This window comes from Vibrio anguillarum (assembly GCF_003390515.1).
Taxonomy (GTDB): Bacteria; Pseudomonadota; Gammaproteobacteria; order Enterobacterales; family Vibrionaceae; genus Vibrio; species Vibrio anguillarum.
The window spans coordinates 939,722-952,001 of sequence record NZ_CP031479.1; the positions used below are offsets into that span (position 1 = coordinate 939,722).

At 46.1% G+C, this 12,280-nt stretch carries 12 protein-coding genes; 7 read left to right on the plus strand and 5 right to left on the minus strand.

The features are described 5' to 3' along the window. Positions 1–67: 67 nt before the first annotated feature. From tilS to DD616_RS08330, 4 genes are all read left to right on the plus strand, one after another. Positions 68–1,378, plus strand: coding sequence for a tRNA lysidine(34) synthetase TilS (gene tilS / locus DD616_RS08315; protein ID WP_208872168.1), 1,311 nt, complete (start codon positions 68–70; stop codon positions 1,376–1,378). A 60-nt stretch (positions 1,379–1,438) separates the two neighbouring features. Further along, the gene (locus tag DD616_RS08320) at positions 1,439–1,750 is read left to right on the plus strand and encodes a c-type cytochrome (protein ID WP_026027913.1); all 312 of its coding nucleotides are present in this window, start codon (positions 1,439–1,441) and stop codon (positions 1,748–1,750) included. A 110-nt stretch (positions 1,751–1,860) separates the two neighbouring features. Further along, the gene (gene glnB, locus DD616_RS08325) at positions 1,861–2,199 is read left to right on the plus strand and encodes a nitrogen regulatory protein P-II (protein WP_026027912.1); all 339 of its coding nucleotides are present in this window, start codon (positions 1,861–1,863) and stop codon (positions 2,197–2,199) included. Positions 2,200–2,279: 80 nt separating this feature from the next. Beyond that, on the plus strand, positions 2,280–3,122 hold the full coding sequence (locus tag DD616_RS08330; RefSeq protein ID WP_199867249.1) for an endonuclease/exonuclease/phosphatase family protein: 843 nt from the start codon (positions 2,280–2,282) through the stop codon (positions 3,120–3,122). 7 nt (positions 3,123–3,129) lie between these two features. Here DD616_RS08330 and DD616_RS08335 read toward each other — a convergent pair whose 3' ends face one another. The 3 genes from DD616_RS08335 to gloB form a co-directional block, all read right to left on the minus strand. Beyond that, positions 3,130–3,816 (minus strand): YIP1 family protein, encoded by a 687-nt coding sequence (locus DD616_RS08335; RefSeq protein ID WP_013856224.1) that lies wholly within the window; start codon positions 3,814–3,816, stop codon positions 3,130–3,132. Continuing rightward, positions 3,813–5,384, minus strand: a complete 1,572-nt coding sequence (locus tag DD616_RS08340) for a lytic transglycosylase (protein WP_208872169.1) — start codon at positions 5,382–5,384, stop codon at positions 3,813–3,815. Before DD616_RS08340 ends, DD616_RS08335 begins: the two co-directional genes overlap by 4 nt. A gap of 72 nt (positions 5,385–5,456) precedes the next feature. Then, positions 5,457–6,215 (minus strand): hydroxyacylglutathione hydrolase, encoded by a 759-nt coding sequence (gene gloB / locus DD616_RS08345; RefSeq protein WP_026028526.1) that lies wholly within the window; start codon positions 6,213–6,215, stop codon positions 5,457–5,459. Between the two features lie 36 nt (positions 6,216–6,251). Between gloB and DD616_RS08350 the strand changes: the two genes are divergently transcribed. Then, positions 6,252–7,016, plus strand: a complete 765-nt coding sequence (locus tag DD616_RS08350) for a methyltransferase domain-containing protein (protein ID WP_208872170.1) — start codon at positions 6,252–6,254, stop codon at positions 7,014–7,016. On the opposite strand, the gene rnhA is transcribed toward DD616_RS08350, so the two are convergent. Further along, a complete protein-coding gene (rnhA, locus tag DD616_RS08355) occupies positions 7,001–7,468 on the minus strand; it encodes a ribonuclease HI (protein ID WP_013856228.1) in 468 nt (155 codons plus the stop codon). The genes DD616_RS08350 and rnhA overlap by 16 nt on opposite strands. Before the next feature lie 56 nt (positions 7,469–7,524). On the opposite strand from rnhA, the gene dnaQ reads away from it, so the two are divergent. Together dnaQ and DD616_RS08365 are read left to right on the plus strand one after the other, a co-directional pair. Next, positions 7,525–8,268: a DNA polymerase III subunit epsilon gene (gene dnaQ / locus DD616_RS08360; protein WP_013856229.1), complete on the plus strand. Its 744-nt coding sequence runs from the start codon at positions 7,525–7,527 to the stop codon at positions 8,266–8,268. Positions 8,269–8,276: 8 nt separating this feature from the next. Then, complete coding sequence (locus DD616_RS08365; RefSeq protein ID WP_026029156.1) at positions 8,277–9,527, plus strand: TIGR03503 family protein; 1,251 nt, start codon at positions 8,277–8,279, stop codon at positions 9,525–9,527. Between the two features lie 93 nt (positions 9,528–9,620). On the opposite strand, the gene fadE is transcribed toward DD616_RS08365, so the two are convergent. Then, on the minus strand, positions 9,621–12,065 hold the full coding sequence (fadE, locus tag DD616_RS08370) for an acyl-CoA dehydrogenase FadE (RefSeq protein ID WP_017046613.1): 2,445 nt from the start codon (positions 12,063–12,065) through the stop codon (positions 9,621–9,623). Positions 12,066–12,280: the final 215 nt, after the last annotated feature.

The following is a 12,280-nucleotide window of genomic DNA, read 5'->3' on the forward strand; positions in this document are numbered from 1 at the left end:
TCAGGACTGGTTTGCTTGGCGCGTTTCAAGGTAAACTGGCATCAATTCCTCTTAGCACTGAAAACCCATGCCTGAACTTTATTCGCTATTTTCACACGTTATCAATCGTCATCGCTTAGCAAGCAGCCAATTAGTCTTGGGTTTTAGTGGTGGCATGGACTCGCGGGTGATGCTTGAACTACTGGCGCAATATCGTGACGAAACCTCCTGTGAGTGCTGCGCTGTTTATGTTCATCATGGATTAAGTCAACATGCCGATGAGTGGGCCAAACAGTGCCGGCGCTGGGCCCAACACGCCGCGATCCCTTTTTTTATTGAACGGGTGCAACTCGATACCGCTAGCGGTGAAAGTTTGGAGTCATTGGCGCGTACGGCGCGTTACCAAGTTTTAGCGAAATACATTAACACTGACGATTTGTTGCTAACTGGACAGCATAGCGATGATCAGATCGAGACATTTTTGCTCGCGTTAAAGCGTGGTAGTGGACCCAAAGGACTCTCTTCGATGGCACAAGCGATGCCATTTGGCGCGGGGAAAATCGTCCGTCCTTTGCTTGCGGCGACTCGCGTACAGATCGAAAGCTTTGCCGTAACCCAGAATTTGGATTGGGTCGAGGACGAAAGCAACCAAGATACCCGTTTTGATCGTAATTTTATCCGCCATCACATCACGCCAGTTCTTACGCAGCGCTGGCCGCATATTCACCAAGCGGTTGCTCGTAGTGCGACATTGTGTGCTCAGCAGCAGGTGTTGCTTGAAGAGCTGCTACAAGAGGCAATGCAAGAGGCAAAAATGCCTGATGGTAGTTTATCAATTACCGCGCTTTCTCATCGCAGCGAATTAGCACGCTATCAATTGCTAAGAATGTGGCTTGCTCAATTGGGGGAGCCAATGCCGACTCAAGAACATTTAGCGATGATTTGGCAACAAGTGGCGTCTGCGCGTATTGGTGCGAATCCTCGGCTTAAACTAGGGCAAAGTGAGATCCGCCGCTTTGACCAAAAGCTATATTGCATCCAAACTTATCAAGACATTTCAGATTGGCAGGCGATGATCGTGCCCGATCAATCATTAACCTTGCCTGATGGACTAGGTAATCTGAGGTTATCGTCTCATGGTGGTAGCAAGGGAATAGCCTTGCCTGATGATTGCCATCAATTAAGCGTTACGTTTAATCCTGAAGGGCTTGCAGCATGCCCCGTCGGACGAGTGGGAAGTCGAAAGCTAAAAAAATTGTTCCAAGAGTATGGCGTGCCGAGTTGGCTACGACGAAGAACGCCAATATTGATGCATCGGAATCAAGTGGTTGCGATTGCAAATTTATTTGTTGATCGTGACTTCAGTGGGCAAGATTGTGAACTCATCTGGGACAAATGAACGCTTTTCATGCAAAATTCGTATAAAACATACAATGAATATGGACATAAAGGTGGAGCAATGAAAAAAGTCGCGATTGGAATAGTTATGGGTTTTACGTTGTTAGCGGGAAGCGCGTTTGCTGGAGACCCAGCCGCAGGGCAAGCCAAAGCGGCTATCTGCGCGGCGTGTCACGGCGCAGACGGGATTGCCCTTATTCCGGGATATCCAAATCTAAAAGGGCAAAATGAGCAATACCTTATCTCATCAGTTAAAGCCTACAAGAATAAAGAGCGTAATGGTGGTTTAGCCGTCGTAATGCAAGCGCAAGCGGCAATGCTCAGTGATGCCGATATTGAAAACTTAGCGGCCTATTTCGCAAGTCTTAAGTAAATGACAGTGAACGGGTTTCAATCAGCCCAAGCGTTGCTTGGGCTTTTTATTGATTGTTTTTTTTTGCTAGCAGATAATGCCACCAATTGACGAAAGTGTAAGGGATGAACATGAAAAAAATCGAAGCCATTATTAAGCCATTTAAACTTGATGACGTCCGCGAAGCGTTAGCTGAAGTCGGGATCACGGGTATGACTGTTTCTGAAGTAAAAGGATTTGGTCGTCAGAAAGGGCATACTGAATTGTACCGTGGCGCTGAGTACATGGTGGATTTCTTACCTAAAGTGAAGCTTGAAATTGTGGTGACTGACGATGTCGCTGATCGCTGCGTTGACACCATTATTGATACGGCGCAAACGGGAAAAATTGGTGATGGTAAAATTTTCATTACCAATATTGAACGAGTGGTACGAATTCGTACCGGTGAAGAAGACGAAGACGCTATTTAGCCGTACACCGAGAAGAAGGGAGCCAATGGCTCCTTTTTTGTCTCTTTATTAATACATCCCTACCAATTTTGTTGAACGTTATGAAAAGAAAATATCTGCTTGTTTTGCCGCTGTTGCTGATTACCGCGGCTGTGATTAGTTTTTTCTCTATTTTTACTATTCCTTCAACGCCGCAATTGTTGACTATTGATGGGAAAAACGCTTCATCTCCACTGATTTGTTACGATAATCCAAACGCTCGCGCAATTGATGTGCGTGGTCAGCTTAATGTACTGGTTTGGAATATCTATAAACAAAATAGAGCAACATGGCAAAGTGAGCTGGATAAATTCAGCCAAGATGCTCAATTGGTGTTGCTACAAGAAGCGAGCATGACCTTGTCATTGAAAGAGTGGATCAGCCAAAAGCAGTGGGGGGGGACGCAAGCGGATGCTTTTCGTGTTTTTGGTGAATCAGCCGGAGTGTTAAATCTTGGCAGGCAGATGCCAGTATTAGCGTGTGCTTACACCGAATTAGAGCCTTGGTTGCGCTTACCCAAATCGGCGATTTACGCCCTGTATCGTTTAAGTGATGGTCAGACTCTGGCGGTTGTAAACCTGCATGCAGTGAACTTTACCTATGGAACGCAAGAGTATACCAATCAGCTGGAAGCGTTACTCGTTCAATTAAAAACACATCAAGGGCCGGTGATTGTCGGTGGCGATTTTAATAGCTGGAGTCAAGCAAGAATGGACACATTAACCGCTGCATTAAATCGTGTGGGTTTAAAGGAAGTGTTGTTCGAACCCGATCACCGTGTTCAGTTTGTGACGGGCTTGGTGCTTGATCATCTTTTTTATCGTGGTTTAACACTGCTCAATGCAAAAGCGCCCGTAACGGACGCTTCTGATCATAACCCACTATTGGCGAGTTTTAGTTTATAACCACTTTCTAACTGATGGCGATGTACAGCGCCCAAATCAGGTAATAGCCAATCCAAGGCAGCGCCGAAATCACCAGAGCTTGGCCGCGTTCCAGCTCTGTCCATGCGCCCACCGCCGCGTAGCCAAGTACGATGTACCAAGGCAAAAGCAGTGGGAAGGAGCTGGCAAATTGAGACCAATCATTAGTCAGTGGCAACTTAATTAGGCCATTTAAACTGTTAAGGTCAGCAGCGTAAGTCATCACGTGGCCATGTTTGAGTAATAAGCTCGCGTAACTGGCGAGATCGCCCAACACGGCTGGGAAAGTGATGACAGCACTTGCGGCAAACCAACGCCAGAAACCGTGCTGATGTTGGCTCTGCTTGGTCGCCAAATTGAACCACAATGCCAACATGAAAATCGTTAGCGTGCGGCCTACCACATCACTGATAATTTCGCTTGCCATCAAGGTGTTGGCATCTAACATTTCAAGCTGAGCGGGGTTGATCATAGCCAACTGCGCCGAGAGCCCAGCTTTTAACCATTCAAGGTTAACCACGTCAAAATAAGCCCCCCAAAATAGAAAGGGACTCAGGATTAAAAAGAGATAAGGTTGCCAACCCCACATGCCGCGTTGATAAAGGGCTAAAAAACAAGACGTGGGGGAACGGAAAATATCCACCAACATGATTAACGGGTTACTGGAAGGATTCATACACTGACCTTAGTGACATCGACGTAGAGCTTGAGTTTTTGACCCGGCTTTAAGTACTTTTGGTTTGCAAGCTCGTTCCATTTTACAATGTCGAGGCTTTTGACTTTAAACTTATTAGCGATGGTGCTGAGTGTATCGCCGCTACGCACTTGATAAAAGACGGTGCGAATGATGGCACCCTCACTGCTATTTTTCCAAATGACCAGTTTTTGGCCAATCTTCAACGTGTCTCTTGGCCCCATACCGTTCCATTTTGCTAAGGACTGATGGGAAACATTGTGCTGTTTGGCAATGCTCCATAAGCTATCACCTTTGGCTACCGTATGAGACAGCTTATACTGACCACGGGCCATCGCTTGCGTTTTTGCTAAGCGGTTACTGGCACTGAGTGCGTATGCTTTTTCGTCTTTTACGGATGTTGGGATCATTAAATACTGCCCAACGCGAATGACATTGCCATTGAGATTGTTGGCCGTCTGAATCACTTTGCTGGTGGTATTGTGCTGTTGAGCAATCACACTCAAGCTATCGCCGGATTTTACCTTGTAGCGTACTAACTTCATCCCCTTACCGCGATTCTCTTCAACTTTCTGAGCAAAGCGTTCCACTTTATCTACTGGGATAAGCAGTTGATGAGGTCCCGTCGGCGAGGTCGCCCATTGATTGTAAGCTGGGTTGTAACTTTGCAACTCTTTCACGCTCATTCCGGCGTAATTGGCGGCAATGGCAAGATCAAGCTGTTCTTGAGGGTCGACTAACATTAACACTGGTTTGTTAGCGATCGCTGGGATTTCAATGCCATATTTTTCTTGATTGGCAACAATATCGGCCAGTGCGAGTAATTTAGGGACGTAGCCTGTGGTTTCATCGGGTAAGTCGAGTGAGAAAAAGTCGGTTGGTTTACCAGCCTTGTGATTTTTACGAATCGCGCTAGAGATCCGCCCACCACCGCTGTTATAGGCGGCAATCGCATGGCTCCAATCACCATCAAAACGCTTATTTAATGCAGTGAGATAATCCAAAGCCGCATCGGTGGCGGCGTCTACATCTCGTCTGCCGTCATACCAAAAATTTTGCTCTAGGCCATACATCTCTCCCGTACTCGGCACAAATTGCCACAGCCCCGCTGCGCTACCGTGTGAGTAGGCAAAGGCATCAAACGAGCTTTCAACAATGGGTAAGAGTGCTAACTCAAGTGGTAAGCCGCGCTGCTCAATTTTCTCAGTGATAAGGTAAAGAAATGGCTTTGCTCGCTCGGCAACAGTTTGTAGGTGATTAGGGTGTTTAAGATACCAAGTTCGATAATAATTCACTGATTTATGATCTGGGATATCCATCGACAACTGCATTGCGATGCGCTGCCATACGTCCGCTTGCTCTTGTGGCGTGATCACTTTCGGCGTTGTGTTTTTTGCAGATGACGACTTTTGTTTAGCCATCTTTTTTTGTGTCTGAATCTGAGGGCTATTTGCCTCTTTGGCATTTGGCGCTGTTGTTTGGTCTGTTGGCTGAGTGATTTGGCACCCCGCTAACAAGAGCACCATCACCCAGCTAAATTGAAATCGCATCTATCTCAGCCCTTTGACTTAATGGCTGCTGATAATACTTGGCACTTTATTGCTATGACAAGCAGCAAATCGTCAAAATTCGTTCTTCCACTCACGTAACGCGGTAAAAATTGATAGAGGATCGGTTTGTTGAGTACGATTCGCGACGGATTTCATCACACTCTCTTGCTGGGTCCGCAAAAATGGATTAATCCATTTTTCTTGGCGGATCGTGGTCGGTAATGTCGATTTCTGCTGGGCTCGGAGCCGGTTGACGGTATCTCGATACTGTTGAAGTTGGTCATTATCGGGCTCAACGGCTAAAGCAAATGCGACGTTACTTGCGGTATATTCGTGCGCGCAATAGACCTCAGTCTCTTCTGGCAATGCGGCAAGTTTACACAGTGACGTAAACATTTGCTCCATTGTGCCCTCAAAAACACGGCCACACCCTGCGGAGAACAGTACATCGCCACAAAACAGTTTATTGTCACCGACATAGCCAATGTGACCTTTTGTGTGTCCTGCGAGATCAAGCACCATAAAGATTTCATTGAACAGTTCTAGCTGATCGCCAGCTTCAACCGCGTGCGTTAAGGTAGGAATAGGTTCATGAGCGGGACCAACAACGTTAATGCTGGGAAACTGGCGAACCAGTTCTGCAACACCACCAATGTGATCATGGTGATGGTGGGTAATTAATATTGCTTCGAGCGTTAATTGATGCTTCGAGAGGTACTCAAGCACTGGTGCTGCATCACCGGGATCGACCACAGCACAACGCTGATCGCTATTTTGGATCAGCCAGATGTAATTATCATTAAATGCGGGTATGCTTTTGATCTGTAACATGAGTATCTCCAATCACCGAGGTGAAATAGGTTATCGATGAAGCCAGCGCGTAGCGAAAAAAAATTAGATAAGCCTCATTCTTGGTCCCAACTTAAAAATGGCCAGTGGGTTAGTGATTCTATTCAGACTCGGCTTGATGAATGGTGCTCTAAATTATTTGGCTATCATATGCTTAAGCTCGGTGGTTTGAGCTGTGAGCTTGCCAGTTGCAACTGCAATATTCAACACCAAGTTCATCTTGATATTGAAAACCCACTCCATACGGTGATTGCCGATAGCTACGAACTGCCTTTTCTCGAAAAGAGTTTTGATGTGGCTATTTTAGCGCACCAACTGGATTATTGTGGCGATCCGCACCGTATCTTACGCGAAGTTGATCGCGTGATGATGGATGATGGCTACATCATTATTACGGGGTTTAATCCAATCAGTTTTACGGGGATCGCAAGTTTGATGCCTTGGCGAAAACATAACTTACCTTGGAGCGGTCGTATGTTTACCGCTAACCGGATTAAGGATTGGCTGAGTGTCTTGAACTATCAAGTGATTGACAGTGACCAATATGCCCTTTTCCCGATGCAAAAATATCAACCCATGTGGGCGTGGTTGGAAAATGGTATTGGCGACTGGGCCGCTCCATTTGGTAGCCTGTATTTCATCGTAGCGCGCAAACGTACTTATCCCTTGAAACCGATTAAACCTCATTGGCGTTTTAAACGGCGTCTTTCGCCAGTTAGCCTGAACTACCGTTTATCAACTCAGAACCAAGATAAGGCCTGTGACCCTTATTCGGATGCTTGATACCCAATATCGTCTTCGGTTGGGTTTTCTGCTGCATTGCGTGCTAATTCATCGCACATTTCATTTTCACGATGACCCGCATGGCCTTTCACCCAGCGCCAGTCAATGGTGTGGCGGGCGCTTTCTTTATCAAGTGCTTGCCATAAATCGGCATTCTTCACTGGTTTTTTATCCGATGTTTTCCAACCGCGTTTTTTCCAGTTGTGGATCCACTGAGTAATACCTTGACGGACGTATTGGCTGTCTGTGGTGAGAATAACATTACATGGCTCTTTCAGTGTTTGCAGTGCAACCACTGCCGCTAACATTTCCATTCGGTTGTTAGTGGTGAGTCGGTAGCCTTTGGCTAACGTTTTTTCGGTTTCTTTGTAACGAAGGACAACCCCATAACCACCCGGGCCAGGATTACCTAAGCAAGATCCATCAGTGAAAATTTCCACCTGTTTTGTCATGATTTGATACTATTAGGTTACGCACATTATTGGCATAGTCTGACATACATATCCTTATGAATACTAGCAGCAATTCCCAATCCCAACGTATCGTCGTTCTCGATACGGAAACCACGGGTATGAACCGTGAAGGCGGCCCTCACTATGAAGGACACCGCATTGTTGAAATCGGTGCCGTTGAAATTATCAACCGCAAGCTGACAGGCCGCCACTTCCATGTCTACCTGAAACCCGATCGTGAGATTCAGTTAGAAGCGATCGAAATCCACGGTATTACCGATGAGTTTTTGATGGACAAACCGCAATATCGCGATGTGCATCAAGAGTTTTTAGATTTCATCAAGGGGGCTGAGCTGGTGGCGCACAACGCTCCCTTCGACGTCGGTTTTATGGATTACGAGTTTCGCAAGCTCGACGCTAAAATCGGTAAGACGGAGCAGTATTGCAAAGTGACCGATACGCTTGCTATGGCAAAGCGTATTTTCCCCGGCAAACGCAACAATTTGGATATACTTTGTGATCGTTATGGTATCGATAACTCACATCGTACCTTGCACGGTGCATTGCTCGATGCGGAGATATTAGCGGACGTTTATCTGCTGATGACTGGCGGGCAAACCTCGTTACAGTTCAGTGCCGGAACGCGCAGTGATGGCAGTGTGGGAGGAGAGTCAATAAAACGAGCTGTCGCAGGTCGGAAAAAGCTAAAGGTTTTGCAGGCTTGTGCCGATGAATTACAAGCACACCAAGAAAGATTGGATCTAGTCGAAAAGAGCGGAAGCTGCCTTTGGCGTCAGTAGGAGAAAATATGTTGAGGATAATGGCAGCAGTGATTGCGCTGATGTGGAGTACAGGCGTTTTTGCGGTGAATTCCTCCTCGATGTCGCTGCTCGACAATCGTTTCCGTGTGGATCCAACCATTTCACAAATTACTTTTGTTGTGTATCGCGAAAAGTCATCCCAACCCGTGGTGCTTGTGCGGCCTGATGGTAAGAAATATTACGCTTGGCAACATAGCGATAATGTGCGTTGGTATCAAGAACCCACAATGGATATCATTTCAATTGATAAGCCAATGCCTGGCCCTTGGCAGGCCATAGGCAAGGTTTCCTCACAAAATAGCATCAAGCTTATTTCTCATCTGCAACTTGATACTGATTTGTTTCCTACGCGCTTATACCTTGGTGAAGTGATAAAATTTACCGCGCGATTAACCTCCGACGGTAAGCCTTTATTGTTGAGAGACTTTCTCGATAGAGTCAACTTAAAAGTAACCTTTACTAAATACGTTGAAAATGAAGAAGATCTGATTAAAGAAGCGCGTCCATTACCGGAAGTGATTGGTGAATTTGCCGATGATGGACGTGGTTTAGATGAACAGCCAGGTGATGGCATTTTCACTGTAGCGCTGCCTATCACTCCAATGCCGGGTAAGTATCGCGTTAGGATCACCTCTGGCAACGGCGTGTTTTTACGCGCCCAAGAGCAAGAGGTGCTGGTTTACCCAGCTCCAGTATCAACCACCTTTATCCAATCTCGTGTTGATGGTGCGCCACATCAAATTGTTTTTTCGGGTGAGCAAGGAATGATAGCCCCAGGCTCCATCGTTGCCCATGTCGAACATGCGAATATTTATGATGATATCTTTATTACTGAGGGGCAGTCAGAAAAAGAGGCGCTAAAGTTAAGTTTAGAAATTCCATACAATGGAGACAACGGTAACTATCGTTGGTCTGGAAAGTTGTATGCGACAGAGCTTGCCAGCCAGCGTCCACTTTACTTCCCGCTTGCTGAGCATACTTACAGCGTGGTTGATGATGTCAACATTGAGGAGACTCGCCGCTTACAGATTGAAGAAGAAATCCAGCAGCGTAAGCTTGAACAAGAGCAGTTGATTATTCAGATGAGAGAGGAAGCAACGAGCCGCAGTATTATGTTCATCGTGATTGGTAATATTGGTGCGATATTGATTGGGCTTTTGGCGTGGTTTGTGATGCGTAAGATTAAAGCGAAAAAGGCGTTGCAACCCGAATTACAGTTGAATATGCCGAAGAAATAACAAGGGATGTTGCCGAGTTGGCAACCTCTTGATTCTGTATTCCAGTCATAAAAAAGGGCGTTTAAAACGCCCTTTGACATTCAATAGATTGACTTACGCAACATCATTCATTGCCGGATATTGAGGCTTTGCGGCCAGTTCCTGTGGCGCAAAATCATCGACATTAATGGTATACAAACGATGAGCCTCAGCTTCCGTTAATAGCTGTGCTTCTTGTTCGGTTAGAATTTTTTGTTGCAAGCCAATGGCGGCCACTTCATCTAAACGCAAGAATGGACGGCGTTGATTGGTGACGCTGCACACTTTATCGAACAAAGGCTCTGCACGTAAAATGATTTCCAGTGCTTGTTCAATCTTACCCGCCGCATTATGCGCCGTTGGGGCGAGATATTGGTTGCGACCAATGCGTGAACGAGTTTCACTCGGTGTTTGCAGGATCTGCGCAACTTGGCTATCTAATTTATCACTAGGTGCTTTGCGTACTCGACCAATCGGCATCAACAATATACGAAGTACCTTACCAATCGCTTTATTCGGGAAGTTGGCTAAGAATTCATCAATGGCGACTTCCGTCTGCTTCAAACTGTCTTGCAGACCCCAATGAACCAAAGGAAGATCCTCCACGGGACGACCATCATTTTCAAAACGCTTAAGTGTGGCAGAACTGAGGTAGAGTTGGCTCAAAATATCGCCAAGGCGTGCTGACAAGCGCTCTTTACGTTTGAGAGAGCCTCCCAATACAGCCATCGAAATATCAGAAAGCAGTGCTAAGTTAGCGCTGTAACGGTTTAGTTGTTGATAGTAGCGTTTGGTTGCATCATTAGTCGGTGCAGATGAACCCAAACCATCGGTGACACCAAACCAAATACTGCGCACAAGATTACTCATGGTGAAGCTGACGTGACCTGCAAGAGCGGCGTCAAATTTCTCAACGGCATCAGAATCTTGTGAATAAGCGGCGTTCATTTCTTCTAAAACATAAGGATGACAACGGATCGCGCCTTGACCAAAGATGATCATTGAGCGAGTCAGAATATTGGCCCCTTCGACGGTTACGGCAATCGGTGCACCTTGGTAGCTGCGAGCTAAAAAGTTAGCAGGACCAATACAAATGCCTTTCCCGCCCACGATGTCCATTGCATCAATAATGCTGCGTTGACCACGGTGGGTACAGTGGTATTTGACTATAGCGGAAATGACCGAGGGTTTTTCGCCCAGATCAATACCAGCTACGGTTAAATTGCTCGCCGCATCCATCACATAAGCGTTACCACCTAAACGTGCTAATGGCTCTTCGACACCTTCCATATGGCCAATTGGTTGCTTAAATTGACGACGAATCCGAGCGTAAGCTCCTGTTGCTAGCGCCGCAGTTTTAATTCCGCCCGTCGAGTTAGAAGGTAACGTAATGCCACGTCCAACCGATAAACACTCTACAAGCATACGCCAGCCTTGTCCTGCCATGCTTGGTCCGCCAATAATGAAATCAAGCGGCACAAATAAGTCGTTAGCACGTGTCGGACCATTTTGGAATGGAACGTTCAATGGCATGTGGCGATTGCCAATTTCAACTCCTTTTAAGTGGGTTGGGATGAGCGCACAAGTGATGCCAAGCTCTGTTTTATCCCCAAGTAAGCCGTCAGGATCGCGCAGTTTGAATGCTAGGCCTAATACGGTTGCAACCGGGGCGAGCGTGATGTAGCGCTTGTTCCACGTTAGGCGCATCCCTAACACTTCTTTTCCTTCCCATTTCCCTTTACATACCACGCCAAAATCAGGAATTGAACCGGCATCGGAACCCGCTTCTGGGCTGGTTAATGCAAAGCAGGGAATCTCTTTACCTTCCGCTAAACGTGGCAGGTAATGGTTTTTCTGATCTTCAGTACCATAATGTTGTAAAAGTTCGCCCGGGCCTAAAGAGTTCGGTACACCAACAGTGGATGAAAGCACTCCAGATACACCCGTTAGCTTTTGTAGCACAATGGATTGTGCATAAGCTGAAAACTCCAAGCCGCCGTATTGTTTTTTAATGATCATGGCGAAGAATTTATGATCTTTTAAATATTGCCAAACCTCAGGAGGTAAGTCGGCTAATTCATGCGTAACTTGATAATCGCTAACCATGGCACACACTTCGTTGACTGGTCCATCAATAAAGGCTTGCTCTTGTGCACTTAATGTAGGCGCTGCAATTTTGTGTAGTTTGTTCCAGTTCGGTTTGCCTTTAAACAGTTCAGCTTCCCACCAAACGGTTCCTGCATCTAATGCCTCTTTTTCGGTTTGTGACATTGCAGGCAGCACTTTTTTGAACAGTGTTAATGCTTTTTCGCTAATCACGCTTTGACGGATAGAGGGAACGGCTAATAAAGCGATAGCCGCTAAATATAGCAACCATCCAATCACCCCGGTGTAATCCAGCAGGGTAAGAACCACCATGGTTACCGTTAGCGCAACTAATGCGCTAAAAAGTGACATTCGGTGGTAGAGGCACACACCGAACACGGTGAGAAAACCAAGTATAGAGAGCAAGATGTCCATAATTTCATTCCTTTGAGACTGTATTCACGCCATTGCGGCTGATTTTTCTCAGTGCATTGGAAAGTGTTGTTAGTCGTCTCGTTTGTGTAAGTGGTCTAACCAGTGCTAAGTGTAATCAAATTATTAACGAAATGTAAAACCTTGTATTGTTCAAAAAGTGATCCATGTAGGGCAAAACCTCAAAATAAATAACCCATAGAGGGCTTTCTGGAGTG

Excerpts from the sequence above, each read along its gene's own strand:
- glnB (WP_026027912.1), top strand. The coding sequence starts at position 1,861 with ATGAAAAAAATCGAAGCCATTATTAAGCCATTTAAACTTGATGACGTC.
- fadE (WP_017046613.1), bottom strand. The coding sequence starts at position 12,065 with ATGGACATCTTGCTCTCTATACTTGGTTTTCTCACCGTGTTCGGTGTG.
- DD616_RS08365 (WP_026029156.1), top strand. The coding sequence starts at position 8,277 with ATGTTGAGGATAATGGCAGCAGTGATTGCGCTGATGTGGAGTACAGGC.
- DD616_RS08335 (WP_013856224.1), bottom strand. The coding sequence starts at position 3,816 with ATGAATCCTTCCAGTAACCCGTTAATCATGTTGGTGGATATTTTCCGT.
- DD616_RS08340 (WP_208872169.1), bottom strand. The coding sequence starts at position 5,384 with ATGCGATTTCAATTTAGCTGGGTGATGGTGCTCTTGTTAGCGGGGTGC.
- tilS (WP_208872168.1), top strand. The coding sequence starts at position 68 with ATGCCTGAACTTTATTCGCTATTTTCACACGTTATCAATCGTCATCGC.
- dnaQ (WP_013856229.1), top strand. The coding sequence starts at position 7,525 with ATGAATACTAGCAGCAATTCCCAATCCCAACGTATCGTCGTTCTCGAT.
- DD616_RS08350 (WP_208872170.1), top strand. The coding sequence starts at position 6,252 with ATGAAGCCAGCGCGTAGCGAAAAAAAATTAGATAAGCCTCATTCTTGG.
- DD616_RS08330 (WP_199867249.1), top strand. The coding sequence starts at position 2,280 with ATGAAAAGAAAATATCTGCTTGTTTTGCCGCTGTTGCTGATTACCGCG.
- gloB (WP_026028526.1), bottom strand. The coding sequence starts at position 6,215 with ATGTTACAGATCAAAAGCATACCCGCATTTAATGATAATTACATCTGG.
- rnhA (WP_013856228.1), bottom strand. The coding sequence starts at position 7,468 with ATGACAAAACAGGTGGAAATTTTCACTGATGGATCTTGCTTAGGTAAT.
- DD616_RS08320 (WP_026027913.1), top strand. The coding sequence starts at position 1,439 with ATGAAAAAAGTCGCGATTGGAATAGTTATGGGTTTTACGTTGTTAGCG.